Source organism: Paenibacillus sp. 7516, from assembly GCF_002272715.1.
Classification (GTDB): domain Bacteria; phylum Bacillota; class Bacilli; order Paenibacillales; family Paenibacillaceae; genus Paenibacillus; species Paenibacillus illinoisensis_A.
On sequence record NZ_NPBI01000025.1, the window covers coordinates 107,520 to 124,355 of the forward strand.

Below are 16,836 nucleotides of genomic sequence, written 5' to 3' on the forward strand. Positions count from 1 at the left end.
GGTTCATTAATCACTAGAAAGACTTCCATAAATTCAAACGACCGGGTGCACATTTGTGTATCCGGTTTTTGGGCTGTAATCAGGTAGGGGAGGTGCCAAGGGTCTGATTCGGGGTGCCTGCTTTTGGGTAAATCAGTGAAGTTATACCTATGTCCTCAGGTTGTTAATCTATGATAAATTGTTCGTTAAGGAATGAATTAGACAGGGTCCATCCGGTATGCTGGACTTGTATATGCCAGCATATAACAAGGCCTGTAGGAATGTCCTGTACCATTTTATAGATGTTGAACAGAAAGAGGGTAAGTACTCCATGACAATCATCGGTATTGATCTGGGAACAACGAACAGCCTGGTATCCTGCTGGGCTGGCGGAGAACCCGTTATTATTCCAAATGCACTCGGCAACCGCCTGACGCCTTCTGTCGTCAGTGTCGATGACAACGGGGAGATGCTCGTCGGTGAAGTGGCCAAAGAGCGACTGATAACACATCCCGAGCGGACAGCTTCTGTCTTCAAGAGGTATATGGGGACCGGGCGGACATTCCATTTGGGTACATATCATTTTTTGCCGGAAGAATTATCGGCTTTTATATTGAAATCGCTAAAGGCGGATGCTGAAGCCTACCTGGGGGAGTCCGTGACTGAAGCGGTTATTAGCGTGCCTGCGTATTTCAACGATGCCCAGCGCAAGGCTACACAGCGGGCAGGAGAGCTGGCCGGCCTCAAGGTCGAGCGCTTGCTCAGCGAGCCCACAGCAGCGGCCATAGCGTACGGTCTGCACCAGCAGCAGCCAGAGACGAAATTCCTGGTATTTGATCTGGGCGGCGGTACATTTGATGTATCGGTCCTGGAACTGTTTGATCAGATAATGGAAGTGAAGTCGGTTGCCGGAGATAACTTCCTGGGGGGCGAGGATTTCACAAGACTGCTGGCGGACATGTTCGCCGAGCAGCATCAGATTGAGCAGGATACGTTGTCAGGCAAGGCACAGTCAGCGCTTTGGAAGCAGGCCGAATCTTGCAAACGTGCGCTTGTTGATGGACGAGAAGGTACGATGTCCTTAACGCTGGAAGCGGGAGTAAAGGAACTTCATGTTGACCGTGCAAGATTTGATCAAGCGGCTAAACCGTTACTGGCACGATTGCAAAAACCGGTCGAGCGTGCTTTGCGCGATGCTTCAGTCAAACTCAATGAGCTGGATGCCGTAATCCTGGTAGGTGGGGCTACGCGTATGCCGCTTATTTATTCGTTTACAGGCAAATTGTTCGGCAGACTGCCTGCGAACCATCTGCATCCGGATGAGGCTGTAGCCCTCGGTGTGGGAATCCAGGCCGCAATGAAGGAACGCCATGCCGATCTGGAGGAAGTGATTCTGACGGATGTATGCCCGTATACACTGGGAACCTCTGTATCGATGTCACTTGGCAATGGACGATTCGAATCAGGCATGTTTGCGCCGATCATTGAACGGAATACAGTCATCCCCGTTAGTAAAGTCGAGCGATATTATACAATGCACAACAATCAGGCATCGATTACTGCGGATATATATCAGGGAGAGAGCCGGCTGGCGAAGAACAATGTCAAGCTGGGGGAACTGACCATCTCGGTACCACCTGCGCCGGCGGGGCAACAGGCTGTGGATATCCGTTTCACGTACGATATTAACGGCATCCTGGAAGTGGAAGTGTCTTCGGTGGAGACAGGGGAGAAAAAGGTAGCGATAATACAGGGCAAAGAAAGTGACCTGTCCAAAGAGGAAATCGCCGAGCGATTCAAAGCACTGGAAGCGATCAAGATTCATCCGCGAGACCGGATGGAGAACCGATTGCTCATGGCTCGCGGGGAACGGATGTATGAAGAATCACTGGCCGAGTACCGTACGTTCATAGCCGAGGCCATGTTGCAGTTCGAAGAGACGCTCAAACGCCAGGACGACCGTGAAATCAGGAAAGAAGCAGAAAAGTTGAAGGAAGTACTGGATCAAATTGAAAGAGTGCGGGAGTGATATGTGAATGGACATCTGGACAAGATTGGGGCTTGAGCCTACGCAGGATACAGGAGTCATAAGACGTGCGTATGCGAAGCAGCTGCGAAGTACGCATCCGGAAGATGATCCGGAGGGGTTCCAGGAATTGCGGTCAGCTTACGAGCAGGCCCTGAAGGCTGCGAAAGAACCGATGCCGGATCAGGAGCTGCGTGCGGAGCAGGCCAGCCCGCAAGCACAGAATCAGTCCGAGATGGAGCTCCGCTCTGTTCAGGCGGAAGGCTCTCTGCTGGAAGCTGTTTCCGAATCCGAAGAAGGTCCCGTCTACTTTACCGTGGATCATTGGGATGCTCCTGTTGAGACGGCAGCCACTTCGCTTCAAGATGCAGCTTCCGTGGATGACACAGTCCACTTGCTTGAACGAGCACGTTCTATTGTAGAGGATGTATTCAAACGGGCAGATTCCGCCGTATGGGAGGACTGGCTGCAGAGCGAGGAACTATGGCAACTGGACGTGAAATTTTATACGGGAACGGAATTGCTGCGGAGGCTGTATGAACGTCCTTTTTTACCGAAAGCCGTCTGGGGACGGTTGGATGACTTCTTCGGTTGGACGGAACAGCGGGAAGAGCTGAAAGAGGTGCTTCCGGAGGAAATCGCAGAGTATCCAGGCATGGAACTGGGGCGTCCGTGGGAGCTTCGTTATGACACGTTTGATCCGGGAAGAGACGTAGACTATGAAACCTTCATTCGTCTGCGTGAAACTGCATTCCAGCTGATGCTTCGAGGTGATACTGCGGAAGCCGCATCACACATTGATGCAGGTATGGCACTGTATCCGGATGACCCGGACCTGATCCGGCTGGCCGCCAAATTCCGCCTGTGGAACAAAGAGGAAGGTGCCGCCCTGGTATTGTTTGAAAGGCTGGCTGCACTCGAACCAGATGCAGTAGACGGGCTGCTGCATAGCGCAAGATTACTGCATGCCGCCGGGCAGAGGGAGCAGGCTGAGCAGCTATACCGCAAGGTACTGGAACGCGCACCTCACCAACTGGATGCATTGAATGGATTGGCCTTGTTCTATCAGGAGCAGGGGGAATTGGAGACAGCACTCCACATGGTTGAGCAGATCGTCGCTCAGTATCCTCATGATCTAGAGATGCAGATTACGCTGCTGGAACTGAAACAGAAACGGGTTGAGCAAAAAATCGGAGCGGCTGAGCAGGAAGCGGATGCGGTCGTTCGTCTCAAGCTGCAGCGTGAGGCTGCCGAGGGGTATGCTGAACTGTGGAACGATGAGCGGCTTGTTCAGTATCTCGGCGAAATTAATGTAAACGAGGAGTTGGATGCGGCATTATATCTGCTCTGGGCCCAGGGCTTTGTTCGAATAGGCAAAGGCGAGGAAGGGATTGAAGCCCTTCAGTACGCTGAGGCTGCTGCGGGCAGGGAAGGAATCAGCAGCTTTCCGATATTGCTTGAACGGGGGCAACTGCATCTGCGCATGGACCATAATACGGCTGCCATAGAGGATCTGGGCAGAGCAGCAGAAATGGAACCATCCCATGCGGAGGTCAGGCATTTGCTTGCGAGTGCTTACCAGAGAGAAGATCAGCTTGAGCCTGCCATTGAACTATCCGGTCAGGCGATTGAACTGAATCCCGAGCCCTATGAATATTATTCGCTGCGGGCGCTTTGTTATTTTAGAATGGGACGTTATGAAGAAGCGCTTGCCGATTATGAGATTGTTGTGGTTAAGGAGCATGATTTTGCAAATGCCTGGTATCGGAAAGGGTTCGCACATCTGAAACTAGGGCAGTATGCCGATGCCATACAATCCCTTGAAACTTCTTTGGTCCATGAGCATGAAGCGGTCATTTATTATTATCTGGCCATTGCAAGGGCGAAGCTGGGGGAGATGGTACAGGCCTTGCACGATATCCGGCAATTCCGGAGCGAGAATCCGGGGGACCAGGACGGCCCTCTGATTGAAGGAGATATCCTGCGTTTACAGGGGCAGCTTATGTCGGCACACGATACATACTTCAACGGGTTAAATGAACATCCGAACGTATATGAACTTGCTAAAATGGCAGTCGTTTGCGTAATGGAGTCTGATATGCAGGACAAGGATCCATATTTGAACAAACTTGCGGAAATGATGTCCAACATGGAGACGGTCGAAACGTGGGGATTGCTGTTCATTACACGATATCTGGTAGAAGTCCAAGATTGGGCAAGTGTCCGCGCTTATGTGGAAGCTTATATAGACGGAGAAGAACCGGAGGATATTGATCCTCATATCTGGTTGTATTCCGGGATTGCAGCCTATCATGCGGGGGATATGGATCAAGCCATTCTTGAACTGGGCAAAGCCTACGGCGCAGGTCTGCGGGGCGATGTGTGCAGTGCTCTGAGCATGGTGTATTACGATAAACATGATTGGGATCAGGCGCTCGCCTATGCCGAAGAGGCTATACACAGCCAGCCAGACCACCCGGATTATGTTGTGCGTCGTGACGCTATTGCTGCTCGTGCTGCAGAACGGGGATTTTCCTTTTTGAAAAAGCTTCGCAAATCCAAGCCGGCGTATGAACTGTGGCCTTCGACTGTCCCCCTTCAGCATCTGGAGCCGGATGAAGTCATGGACTTACATTTTACATAGGAAGGAGGGCAAGGATCATGGGACAGGACAGAGGAGCGGCTCAGGCTGTGCAAGGTGTTACGGACAAACAGCTGTGGTTTCGGGGCATGAGCGCCATCATGGATGAGATGAATGGACTGGATATACACAACGATTACGAGCATGATGAGAATGAAGAGGAAAAAGAACGATTCCGTACCTCTCTGGAGGAAGAATGGCGTATTCATAACAGGGAAGAACTCCTGTCGGCTTTGGAATGGATCCGGGAAGGCGGGCATCGGGTGGCGTTTGAACAAATGAGGACTTTTATGAATGCATTATCCGAAGCCGATCAATGGAAGTGCATTCACTCCCTTAATCCGGAAACGGGCCGATATCATGAATACCTGGTGGTCAAAACGTATATGTACAAACTACCCCCTGCCGGCATTGCAGCCTGGGATTGGGGAAGATACGCCAACCTGTGCCGCAAGAGTGCATATGTCGGGTTTATCACCGAAGTGGAGGCAGAACAATTGATTTTGGAGGCGGCCCTTGAAGCGCAATCGGCATATTCTTCGTGGAAAGAGTACGCGGTTGCTTTCCTGGCGGGCAGATTGTACTGGTTGGAGCAAACGGCCGAGCCGCTGGTTCAGCGTCAGGTCAATTATGTGCGTAATTTGTTCGTGCAATCGAACAGCATTTATAACAAAGTGGACTGGAATTTGAATTTGTCCCTACAGTAAAATAGAATCACAAAAGCACGTTCTACTGAATTCGGTTCAGCAGGAACGTGCTTTTTTGGTGAAGTGACGGGATGCCTCGTCCGATTGGAACTTAGGTTTGGGGTTGCAGCTGACGCAGTACGGTGATTTCGACCCGGCGGTTCTTTTGCCTGCCGGCTGCGGTGGAATTATCACCTGTGGGACGTGTGTCTGCATAGCCTGCGTACTGAAACCCGTCAGGGTCCAGATTTTCTTTGTCCAGGAAAAACCGCAGCACAGACAGTGCGCGTTCACCGGAAAGCTCCCAGTTGTCTTTGTATGTGGAATTCGCGCCGACTGGCACATTGTCGGTGTGCCCCTCTATGCTGACGACAGTGCTCAGGTCACGAAACAGGCTTGCGAGCTTGCTGAGTGTAGGTGCAGCGTCACTTTTGAGGGCGGCCTGTCCCTGATCGAACAGAAAGCGGTCACTCAGGGTGATGGAGATCCCCTGCGGATTATCTGCTACAAAAATCTGATTTTCCAGTTTATTATCTTCGATATACTGGGTAATCACATTGAACAGATTCTGCAGCTCCTCTTCCTGGGATCGAAACTGTTCTTCCCGTTCGGTCAGTGGCTGACCTTCTTCGGGAGAGGTTGTATCTTCTCCCTGGACCTCGGTTGGAGGAACTTCAGTGATGGTATGACCTGCGGTTTCATCGATTCCATTGCCAAGGTCAAGAATGGAATCGGATTGATTAAATGTATTTTGCAGTGATTGGGTTACCACGTCGTATTTGCCGGAGTCCAGATTGCTCATAGCGTACATGATGACAAAAAAGATCAGCAGCAATGTAATGAGATCGGCATAGGTAATCATCCATCGATCCCGATGGTCACCAGGTTCACGTTTTCCGCGCCTTCTACTGCGCCGACTCATCCAATCCCTCCTTCATTACAGAACGTGAGATTTGACGATGTGTGAGTGTGAAGGACTCAAGCCGTTTCCGTACAAGATGAGGATTCTCCCCATTCTGAATGGCGAGCACACCTTCCAGCAGCATCTCCATCATCTGAATATCGTCAGCACTCCGGGACTTAATTTTGGAGGCAATGGGCAAAAAGATAAGATTGGCACTGGCTACCCCGTATAAGGTTGCCGTAAAGGCAACAGCGATGGCCGGGCCCAGTCCGGTAGGATCCGTCAGGCTGCCTAGAACCTGAATCAGTCCCATGACCGTACCGATAATACCCATGGTTGGAGCGTAGCCTCCTGCGGACTCGAAGATTTTGGCATAGCCCTCATGCTTCTGTTCTACCGAATCGATCTCCAGCTCCATGATCTGACGGATCACATCCTGATCGGTGCCATCGACAACCATCTGGATACCGTCTTTCAGAAATGGATGCGGATGATCCATCACCTGGCGTTCCAGTGCAAGCACGCCTGAACGGCGGGCAATGGAGGACATGTCCACCAATTCTTCCATCCACTTGCGCGGATCATTGTCATTACGACCAAAAGCCATGCGCAGTGCTGCCGGAATGGTACGCAGCCGATGAGACGGGAAGCTGGCAACCACTGCAGCAATTGTTCCACCGAATACAATCAGAGCAGCCGTTTTTTGCACGAGGCCGGATAATTGGCCGCCTTCCCACAAAAAACCGCTGATCACTGCGGCAATCCCGGCTATGATGCCGATAAGTGTCGCAATATCCATAAATTAACCCACTCCTGTCTTTACTTCACGTTTGCATCACATGTACGAACGAGGTATAATTATACGGGAACAAATATTCCTATTACTATAAGTTTTCCCATATGAAAATTCGGGGAACTTCGACAATATATAGTGACTATTATTTTAGACGATAGGGTGAGATACGGCAATGAGCGATATTATAATGAGCGACAAAACGTTCGAGATCGAGTCCGAGTTTTCTCCCCAAGGTGACCAGCCTGCCGCCATTGAAGAACTGGTGCAGGGTGTTCAGGAAGGGAAAAGATATCAGACGCTGCTGGGTGCAACGGGAACGGGTAAGACCTTCACAATTGCGCAGACGATTGCCAAGCTGCAACGTCCCACGCTGATTATTGCCCACAATAAAACGTTGGCAGCACAGCTTGCGAGTGAATTCAAGGAATTCTTTCCAAACAACATGGTTGAGTATTTTGTCAGTTACTACGATTACTATCAGCCAGAAGCATATATTCCGTCTTCCGATACGTATATCGAGAAGGACTCCAGCATCAACGAGGAAATTGACAAGCTGCGTCACGCCGCGACCAGTTCGCTGTTTGAACGGCGTGATGTCATTATTGTAGCGAGTGTGTCCTGTATCTACGGTCTGGGATCTCCGCATGACTACTCCAGCATGTTGCTGTCACTGCGCGTAGGGATGGAGAAGCCGCGTAATCAAATCTTGTCCCGATTGGTCGAGATTCAGTATCAGCGGAATGACATCAACTTCGTACGGGGAACATTCCGTGTGCGTGGCGATGTCGTAGAGATTTTCCCGGCATCCAAGGGTGAACATGCGATTCGGGTAGAGCTCTTCGGAGACGAGATCGAGAAGATTACGGAAATTGATGTGTTAACCGGAGAACTGATTGGTGAGCGCGATCATATTGCCATTTTCCCGGCATCTCACTTCGTAACCCAAGAAGAAACGATGCGGGTTGCACTTGTCAACATTGAGCGTGAACTGGAAGAGCGGCTTGAAGTGCTGCGCGAACAAGGCAAATTGCTGGAGGCGCAGCGACTGGAGCAGCGTACACGTTATGATATCGAGATGATGAAGGAAGTCGGCTTCTGTTCGGGGATTGAGAACTATTCAGGTCCGCTGACATTCCGTGAACGCGGTGATACGCCTTACACGCTCCTGGATTATTTCCCGGACGACATGCTGATCGTGGTCGATGAGTCCCACGTGACCCTGCCGCAGATCCGTGCCATGTACAACGGTGACCAGGCTCGGAAGACCGTTCTGGTGGATCACGGATTTCGTCTGCCGTCTGCACTGGATAACCGTCCGCTGAAATTCGAAGAGTTTGAAGAGAAGATGAACCAGATCATCTATGTCTCGGCAACGCCAGGACCGTATGAGATTGAGCATACGGATACGATGGTGCAGCAGATCATTCGTCCAACCGGTCTGCTTGATCCGGTTATCGAACTTCGCCCAACGAAGGGACAGATCGATGACTTGATCGGCGAGATTAACGACCGGATTGCCAAGGACGAACGTGTGCTTATTACAACGCTGACGAAGAAAATGTCCGAGGACTTAACCGATTATCTGAAGGAAATCGGAATCAAGGTGCGCTATCTGCACTCTGAGATCAAGACATTGGAACGTATGGCAATTCTGCGTGATTTGAGGCTGGGAACATTCCATGTGCTTATCGGGATCAACTTGCTCAGAGAAGGTCTGGATTTACCGGAGGTTTCACTTGTTGCCATCCTGGATGCCGACAAGGAAGGTTTCCTTCGTTCCGAACGCTCCCTGATTCAAACGATCGGCCGGGCGGCACGGAACAGCGACGGTAAGGTTATTTTGTACGGTGATAAAGTAACCGATTCGATGGATAAAGCAATAAAAGAGACCGAACGCCGTCGTGAAATTCAAATAGCATATAACGAGAAGCATGGAATTACGCCACAGACGATCCGCAAAAAAGTGCGTGATGTAATCGAGGCAACCAAGGTTGCCGAATCCAAGAACGAGTATCTTACAGGCGCTGCCGAGAAGATGTCGAAGAAGGAGCGTCAGTCGCTTATTCAGCGTCTTGAGGCTGAGATGAAAGACGCCGCGAAGAACCTGCAGTTTGAGCGTGCAGCAGAGCTTCGTGATGCGTTGCTGGAGCTGCGAGCGGAGTAAATTGATAAATAGATATGCAACAAGAGAACGGCCAGTTGGCCGTTCTCTTGTTGAGTAAAGAACCGGCAAGGAATGACCGATAATTAGTCATGTTGAAAACCTGGAATCAGGTCTATACTGATAGAAATGTTGAAATTGGTTAAAAGGTTTATAGGAAAGCATTTGGAAGTCGTGTAGAGGGGAGCCGAGCCAAAGGCAATGGCGACCTACCGCGAGCGAGGCGGAGCCGTGAGCGCTTGGTGTTCAGTGGAGCCGAGCCAAAGGCGATGGCGACCTACCGCGAACGAGGCGGAGCCGAGAGCGTCTTGGTGTTCAATGGAGCCGAGCCGAAGGCAATGGCGACTTACCACGAGCGAGGCGGAGCCGTGAGCGTCTTGGTGTTTAGTGGAGCCGAGCCGAAGGCAATGGCGACTTACCGCGAGCGAGGCGGAGCCGTGAGCGTCTTGGTGTTCAGTGGAGCCGAGCCAAAGGCAATGGCGACCTACCGCGAACGAGGCAGGGCCGTGAGCCCCTCTCGCAGTAGAGCAGCCTTCCAAGAGACCGGCAGCAGGCCGGAATCCTGGAAGAAGCTGCGGGCACACGACATACCTTCACATAGCAAGACCCGACCCCACACCAAGCACAGCCTGTTTCGGGTGTCCAGAGGGCTGCGCCCTATGGGGCCCTCCCTTGGAAGGGAGGGTTTGGGTGGGATCGAAAAGCCTTAAAAAGGTTGGATTACATTATTGAGAGGATGGATAACCATTGGCGAGCGAGAACATTGTCATTAAAGGTGCGCGAGCGCACAACCTAAAGAACATTGATATTACCATCCCGCGTGACCGTTTTGTCGTATTGACCGGTCTGAGTGGCTCAGGCAAGTCCTCGCTGGCTTTTGATACGATTTATGCCGAAGGACAGCGGCGTTATGTGGAATCATTATCTGCTTATGCACGCCAGTTTCTCGGACAGATGGAAAAACCGGATGTCGACTCGATCGAGGGCCTGTCACCGGCCATTTCCATCGACCAAAAAACAACAAGCCGCAACCCGCGTTCCACGGTAGGAACGGTTACGGAGATCTATGACTACCTGCGTTTGCTGTTTGCGCGTGTGGGACATCCTCACTGTCCGGATCATGGTGTGGAGATTACATCCCAGACCGTAGAGCAGATGGTAGACCGCGTAATGCAGTACCCAGAACGCACCCGGTTGCAGATTTTGGCACCGATTATCTCTGGCCGTAAGGGTGAGCACAAAAGTGTATTTGCCGATGTATCCAAACAAGGCTTCGTCCGTGTGCGGGTAAACGGAGAAATTCGTGATTTATCTGAAGATATTCAGTTGGAGAAAAATAAAAAACATACCATTGAAGTGGTCGTAGACCGGATCGTGGTGAAGGAAGATGTACAGGCCCGCCTGGCGGATTCCATTGAGACCGCACTTAATCTCTCGGGAGGACAACTGCTGGTAGACATTATGGGTGAGGAAGAACTGCGCTTCAGTTCCAATTTTGCTTGCCCGGTGTGTGGGTTCAGTATTGAAGAGCTCGCGCCACGGATGTTTTCCTTCAACAGTCCGTTTGGAGCTTGCCCTGATTGTGATGGACTCGGCGTGAAAATGATCGTAGACCCGGATCTGCTCGTTCCGGATCGCAGCAAAACGATTGAAGAAGGCGCGTTTGATGCCTGGACAGGCGGTACGTCCACGTATTATCCGCAGTTCCTGAAGTCAGTATGCGAGCACTTCAACATTCCACAGGATGTGCCTGTAGAGGATCTGCCAGCGGATCAGATGAACAAGCTGTTGAATGGTACAGGTTCGGAGAAGGTCCGTTTCCGTTACGAGAATGATTTTGGGCAGCGCAAGGAAGCCATGGTGACCTTTGAAGGGATCGTCAACAACCTGGAACGCCGCTATCGTGAGACGGCATCCGAGGGGATCCGGGAGTTTATTGAAGGTTACATGAGTGCGAAGCCTTGTGGTACCTGCAAAGGGCACCGATTGAAACGGGAAAGCTTGGCTGTTACCATCAACGACCACAACATGGCATATGTGACTGGCCTGTCCATCGGGGAAGCTGGACGTTTCTTCGAATCGCTGCAGCTTAGCGAGAAGGAACAAGCCATTGCTAAACTGATTCTGAAGGAAATTAACAGCCGTCTTGGCTTCCTGGTCAATGTCGGTCTGGATTATCTGACCTTGAGCCGTGCTGCCGGAACATTGTCCGGTGGTGAAGCCCAGCGGATTCGTCTCGCGACCCAGATTGGTTCCAGTCTGATGGGCGTGCTGTACATTCTCGATGAGCCAAGTATCGGTCTACATCAACGGGATAATGATCGTTTGATTTCCACACTTGCTCACATGCGGGATATCGGCAACACGCTGATTGTCGTGGAGCATGATGAAGACACGATGCTGGCAGCCGACTACATTATCGACATCGGCCCAGGCGCGGGTATTCATGGCGGTACCGTCATGTCACAAGGTACACCGGAAGAGATCATGAATGACGAGAACTCGCTGACGGGGCAGTACCTGAGCGGACGCAAGTTCATTCCTGTACGGACGGAACGCCGCAGCGTAGGAGATCGCTGGCTGGAAGTGCGGGGGGCGAAGGAAAATAACCTGAAGAACCTGAATGTTAAAATTCCGGTGGGTGTATTTACTGCAGTCACTGGGGTATCCGGATCAGGTAAATCGACACTGATTAATGAAATTCTGTACAAAACGCTCGCACGGGATCTGAACCGTGCACGTGTGCGTCCCGGCCAGCACAAAGAGATCCGGGGTCTGGAACATATTGATAAAGTCATCGATATCGACCAGTCGCCAATCGGCCGTACACCGCGTTCCAACCCGGCTACGTACACCGGTGTCTTTGATGATATCCGGGATCTGTTTGCACAGACGAATGAAGCAAAAGTCCGTGGTTACAAAAAGGGCCGGTTTAGCTTTAATATCAAGGGTGGACGCTGTGAAGCTTGCCGTGGGGATGGGATTATCAAGATCGAGATGCACTTCCTGCCCGATGTCTACGTCCCTTGTGAAGTCTGCAAAGGGAAACGGTACAACCGGGAAACCCTTGAAGTGAAATATAAAAACAAAAATATTGCGGATGTACTCGAAATGACAGTTGAAGATGCTACACAATTTTTCGAGAACATTCCGAAGATTCATCGCAAAATGCAGACATTGCTTGATGTAGGTCTGGGTTATATTAACCTTGGTCAACCTGCAACGACCTTGTCTGGTGGTGAAGCACAGCGTGTGAAGCTAGCTTCCGAGTTGTATCGTCGAAGTACAGGCAAAACAATCTACATTCTGGACGAGCCTACAACAGGTCTGCATGTCGATGATATTGATCGTCTGCTTAATGTGCTCCACCGTCTGGTGGATTCCGGTGAATCGGTACTCGTAATCGAGCATAATCTCGATGTTATCAAAACCGCTGATTATATCGTGGATCTGGGTCCTGAAGGTGGTAGCGGCGGCGGAACGATCGTGGCGACAGGGACACCAGAGGATATTATTAAGGTGGAAGCTTCGTATACAGGCAGGTACCTTAAACCGGTATTGGAACGCGATACGGAACGAAGCAAGACGCTGCAATTGACGGAGTAGGTAGCACAATATGGTTCGTTGGAATTAAATGAAACATTAGAGACCATCCACCCTACTTGATTCAAATATCATTTACTTGTCTGAGTCCTGGCGCCAAGCTGGGCCAAAAGGTAAATTGTTGACTAGCTAACTAGGGTGGATATCTCTAAATTCTATAACCCTTCTTTTGATGAAGGGCGAGGTATTTATTTTCCGATGAGTGCCTTGCTCCATTCAAAAGAGGGGTTATTCCTTTTTTCACTGAAGTTAGCATAATAGTTATTTCATTGAAAGTGTTTACATATGAGGTAGGGCAGGCATTACAGTAACCCGAGTTCGAACTGGATTTTTTTCATTTTTCTGGATGATAGGGCTTGCATTACTAGCAGGGGACAGATAACATAGAGGAAGATATTAGGGTATGCGTTAGCTGTTCAACTATGGTGAGGGGGGTCTGTCTATCCATGCTGTTTGCAGAAGCTGCCACGGCGAGTACATCCAATTTTAATGCATTTGATATTTTTGTCATTCTGTTTACAATCATTATTTTTATTGGTGTGGTTCGTCTTCTTCGAGCACCGAAGAAGAATCTGTTTGCGATCGGATTTGCAGTAGTCAGTCTGCTTGTCTTCCTAATGACGGACTATGCAATGATTAAGAACTGGTTTAGTTAGGGTGTTCAGAAAATAGTAAGAGGAAACAGACAAAACACTTTCCAGGTAAATGGCGGAAGGTGTTTTTTTGTGTGCTTGATGGGCATGTGTGAAGCAATGTTATTACGAGTAAAAGTAGGACTGAAAACATTTGTACAGGAAGAATATGTATGATAAATTGGAGGATACCGGTATAGCAGATGATAGAGACAAGAAATCCATAGAATTGGATACTAGGATGGTCGCATAACGGAGGATATATGGAGAGGGTTAGGTGAAAAGATGAGATCGTTGGGGAAAAAATGCATGACGGTGTGTATGGCTGCTGTACTCGGGGTGAGTGTTGCGTCTACGGCGGGGGCGGCGGAATCGACAGCTGGCATGAAGGCAAAGGTCGTCGACGGACAAGTGTATGTCAGTGCAGCTGATCTGGTCAAGTCCATCGGTGGGAATGGCCAGTATGATGCAAAAACGGGAACCTATCAGTATAAGGGGAATGAAGCTATTCCTAAAGTAATCGAGAAGGTGTCACCATCTGTTGTTGGTATCATTGGCAAAGCGGATGCAGGGCAGGAAGGGGTCACGACAGACCGCTATAACCTGGCTCATGGGACCGGTGTGATTATACGCTCCAATGGCTGGATTGTGACCAACGCACATGTGGTGGATGGATTAAGCAACGCCTTGGTTGTGACGACCGATGGTAATACATATAAAATTACGAAAACATACAGTGATCCACTTAGTGATCTGGCGCTGATCAAAATTAATGCCAAATCGCTTAAACCGGCGACGTTCGCCAAAGCTTCTCAAACCTCAGTCGGCGAGACAGTTGTCGCTATTGGTACACCCATCTCCTTCTCCCTGCGAAATTCGGCAACCGTTGGTGTCATTAGTGGCCTGAACCGCGGAGTGGAGGCAACCTATCGTTTGATTCAAACGGATACAGCCATTAACCCGGGGAACAGCGGAGGACCGCTCGTTAACCTCAAGGGGGAGGTTGTTGGCATTAATTCCATGAAGTTTTCAGCGGTGGGTGTCGAGAATATGGGATTTTCGATTCCAGTGGATACCGTTCAATATATTATCAATCAGTTTTTTGAATACGGCAAAATCAAACGGTCAAGCCTCGGTCTGCAGCTCGAAGAGAGCTGGTCTGCAATTGTGGGTCTGCCTACGGACGATCCGCTCACGATCACGGGTGTGCTGTCCAGTGAAGCGAAGAAAGCCAAGATCCAGGAAGGAGACGTGTTATACAGCGTAGCAGGTACGCGTGTCTCTTCCGTTGTGGATATTAATGAGCTGCTCAAGAAATATGTACCCGGGCAAAAGGTGAAACTGCTGATGCAATCCGATGGTGATATCGTCACACGTACTTTGGTGCTTGCGGATCGTGCAGATATCCAAGAGGAGGATGCAGAGCTGTTTCCGGTAGATGAAGAACAATAAAGCCCGGTGAACGACCCGGATCAGAGAGGACGATGGAACGGAATGAAGAAGTCATTTTTACGTGTGCTTAGCACAGGGGTGTTGACCGGGATGCTGACCATGGGTGCTGTAATGCCTGTATGGGCAGCGGAATATACGACGAACGAACTGCGGATCCAAGCGGGAAGCAAGAGCGCCTACATCAACGGCAGCAAGCAAGCGATCGCCAAACCGTATAAGGTTAAGGGTGTGACGATGGTGCCTGTTGGTGTGTTCAAGAAGGCGTTTGGCAGCGAAATTCGGCTCGAGAAAAATGATGTTGTCAAAGTGAAGGAAGGTCCGCATACCATCACCTTAACGATTGGCAGCTCCATTGCCTGGGTGGATGGGGTCAAAAAGGAAATGGGTGCCGCTCCCAAAATGGTGAATGGCGTGCTTATGGTCCCCCTTCGTCCGGTAGCTGCCGGCATTGGGGCGACACTCGCCCCAAGCAGTTCTGGGGAAGTGGTCATTCGATTATTGCAAACAGATGAATCCGTGGATGAAGATGAGGGCGGTATCGATCTTGACGCAGGCAAAACGAGAATCGGCAACAGCTATTACGGCTGGTCCATTAATTACCCGGCAGATCTGATGGTTTTGCAAACAGGTGAGCAGGAGCGGATGATGACGTTTGGCTCGGCGGACAGCAGCTACTACCTTGAGGTGTATGTTAGCGATCAGGATGTGGCTCTGGATTCGGATGACATGCTGCAGCAGCTCGTTCAGGAGGCCAAGCAGTCGGGGGATACAGTGCTGGACCGGGAATCCGTTGCCAAAGGCAAAACGCCATATGCTCGAATCGTGGTTAAAGATATGGACGGCATGTTATGGGAGATGCGCCAGTACATTAATAATGGTCGTCAATATGACGTTTACCTGGCGGATTACGATGCACTGAACTACAAGGATCTGAACAAACGTGCTGCGTTCCTCAACTCATTCCAGCCTACCTACGTGCAATCAGACCGGACCATCAAGGATCTGTCCACCGTCGATAATGGCATGCGTTCTGCATGGAATGACGATTATGGCATCGAACTGAGTGTCCCGGCTGGTTGGTCCATGGATAATACTCAGATGACTTATGAGTCCAAGGATGGCGCGTTTCTGCAAATGCGAGTGACCTCAGCGCCAGCTGGGGCAACCGTAAAAGACTGGAGCGGTCAACTGGACAAGTGGATGCGAGAAACGTTCACACCTGAAAGTTATGAACCGATTCGTTCGTATACCATTGATGTTTCCGGCGAAACGGCGGAGGTCAATGAGTTCCGTTATAACTTCGGTGACGGATGGCAGACCGAGTTCGATGTACTTTTGCAGAAGAACGGTTATCGCTATTACGCCGAATACACATTCCCTGAGGAGCAGACTCAGGATCGGGAATGGTTTGAGCGTGTGATGAATAGTGTGGTGATTGATTTTGCTACCGTCTCCGATAACTTCGGACAACTGGATGAAGATCCGTATTTGACCGATAAAACGAAGACTTTAACACGCACGTCCAAACGGTACCATTATAGCGTCGACATTCCGCGTTACTGGACGGCGTATAATGACCGATTCGAGTATTCTCCCGTTGTTTATACGTTCACAGGTGGCCAGTTCTCCATTGGCGTGAACGAGGATCAATCGGTCGAAATGACGGTTAGCCAGCTGAGAGAAGCTTATGAGGAAGCTGCGAAAACGCGGAAAAACTTCAAGCTGCTGAACAGTGGGGAAACGACCATTGCTGGTGTTCCAGCGTTCTCCTTCACGTATCATGAACTGGACAATGGCGTGCCGTATACCGGGCAGCAGATTGTTTTTGAACAGAATGGAATGACGTATACGATTACGACAGGACTGAATGATGCCAACAAAACGGATGTGCAGAACGCAGCGCTGGAAAAAGCCGTGAAATCATTTACTTTTACAAAATAATAAAGTTAATGCCGG

At 50.3% G+C, this 16,836-nt stretch carries 10 protein-coding genes; 8 read left to right on the forward strand and 2 right to left on the reverse strand.

The window, feature by feature from the left end; translation table 11 throughout:
- The first annotated feature begins 310 nt into the window (after nucleotides 1–310).
- From CHI14_RS22395 to CHI14_RS22405, 3 genes are read left to right on the forward strand one after another with little or no spacing between them, the layout of a single operon-like run.
- Complete coding sequence (locus tag CHI14_RS22395; protein WP_095291446.1) at nucleotides 311–2,008, forward strand: molecular chaperone HscC; 1,698 nt, start codon at nucleotides 311–313, stop codon at nucleotides 2,006–2,008.
- A gap of 7 nt (nucleotides 2,009–2,015) precedes the next feature.
- Nucleotides 2,016–4,649 carry a J domain-containing protein gene (locus CHI14_RS22400; protein ID WP_095291448.1) on the forward strand — a complete coding sequence of 878 codons (2,634 nt, stop codon included), beginning with the start codon at nucleotides 2,016–2,018 and terminating at the stop codon, nucleotides 4,647–4,649.
- Between the two features lie 17 nt (nucleotides 4,650–4,666).
- Complete coding sequence (locus CHI14_RS22405; RefSeq protein WP_095291450.1) at nucleotides 4,667–5,353, forward strand: DUF1266 domain-containing protein; 687 nt, start codon at nucleotides 4,667–4,669, stop codon at nucleotides 5,351–5,353.
- Nucleotides 5,354–5,444: 91 nt separating this feature from the next.
- Here CHI14_RS22405 and CHI14_RS22410 read toward each other — a convergent pair whose 3' ends face one another.
- Nucleotides 5,445–6,254: a flagellar motor protein MotB gene (locus tag CHI14_RS22410; protein ID WP_095291452.1), complete on the reverse strand. Its 810-nt coding sequence runs from the start codon at nucleotides 6,252–6,254 to the stop codon at nucleotides 5,445–5,447.
- On the reverse strand, nucleotides 6,238–7,035 hold the full coding sequence (locus CHI14_RS22415) for a flagellar motor protein (RefSeq protein WP_095291454.1): 798 nt from the start codon (nucleotides 7,033–7,035) through the stop codon (nucleotides 6,238–6,240). Before CHI14_RS22415 ends, CHI14_RS22410 begins: the two co-directional genes overlap by 17 nt.
- A 169-nt stretch (nucleotides 7,036–7,204) precedes the next feature.
- Between CHI14_RS22415 and uvrB the strand changes: the two genes are divergently transcribed.
- The 5 genes from uvrB to CHI14_RS22445 all read left to right on the forward strand — a co-directional run bounded on the left by uvrB (nucleotide 7,205) and on the right by CHI14_RS22445 (nucleotide 16,821).
- The gene (gene uvrB / locus CHI14_RS22420) at nucleotides 7,205–9,196 is read left to right on the forward strand and encodes an excinuclease ABC subunit UvrB (protein WP_095291456.1); all 1,992 of its coding nucleotides are present in this window, start codon (nucleotides 7,205–7,207) and stop codon (nucleotides 9,194–9,196) included.
- A gap of 744 nt (nucleotides 9,197–9,940) precedes the next feature.
- Nucleotides 9,941–12,799, forward strand: coding sequence for an excinuclease ABC subunit UvrA (uvrA, locus tag CHI14_RS22430; RefSeq protein ID WP_095291460.1), 2,859 nt, complete (start codon nucleotides 9,941–9,943; stop codon nucleotides 12,797–12,799).
- 443 nt (nucleotides 12,800–13,242) lie between these two features.
- Entirely contained in the window at nucleotides 13,243–13,452 is a 210-nt protein-coding gene (locus tag CHI14_RS22435; protein WP_095291462.1) for a DUF2759 family protein, read from the forward strand.
- A 261-nt stretch (nucleotides 13,453–13,713) separates the two neighbouring features.
- The gene (locus CHI14_RS22440; protein ID WP_170948235.1) at nucleotides 13,714–14,880 is read left to right on the forward strand and encodes a S1C family serine protease; all 1,167 of its coding nucleotides are present in this window, start codon (nucleotides 13,714–13,716) and stop codon (nucleotides 14,878–14,880) included.
- A gap of 42 nt (nucleotides 14,881–14,922) precedes the next feature.
- Nucleotides 14,923–16,821, forward strand: coding sequence for a stalk domain-containing protein (locus tag CHI14_RS22445; RefSeq protein ID WP_095291464.1), 1,899 nt, complete (start codon nucleotides 14,923–14,925; stop codon nucleotides 16,819–16,821).
- Nucleotides 16,822–16,836: the final 15 nt, after the last annotated feature.

Coding starts and splice junctions, on each gene's coding strand:
- CHI14_RS22405 (WP_095291450.1), top strand. CDS start 4,667: ATGGGACAGGACAGAGGAGCGGCTCAGGCTGTGCAAGGTGTTACGGAC.
- CHI14_RS22395 (WP_095291446.1), top strand. CDS start 311: ATGACAATCATCGGTATTGATCTGGGAACAACGAACAGCCTGGTATCC.
- CHI14_RS22445 (WP_095291464.1), top strand. CDS start 14,923: ATGAAGAAGTCATTTTTACGTGTGCTTAGCACAGGGGTGTTGACCGGG.
- uvrB (WP_095291456.1), top strand. CDS start 7,205: ATGAGCGATATTATAATGAGCGACAAAACGTTCGAGATCGAGTCCGAG.
- CHI14_RS22410 (WP_095291452.1), bottom strand. CDS start 6,254: ATGAGTCGGCGCAGTAGAAGGCGCGGAAAACGTGAACCTGGTGACCAT.
- CHI14_RS22440 (WP_170948235.1), top strand. CDS start 13,714: ATGAGATCGTTGGGGAAAAAATGCATGACGGTGTGTATGGCTGCTGTA.
- CHI14_RS22415 (WP_095291454.1), bottom strand. CDS start 7,035: ATGGATATTGCGACACTTATCGGCATCATAGCCGGGATTGCCGCAGTG.
- CHI14_RS22400 (WP_095291448.1), top strand. CDS start 2,016: ATGGACATCTGGACAAGATTGGGGCTTGAGCCTACGCAGGATACAGGA.
- CHI14_RS22435 (WP_095291462.1), top strand. CDS start 13,243: ATGCTGTTTGCAGAAGCTGCCACGGCGAGTACATCCAATTTTAATGCA.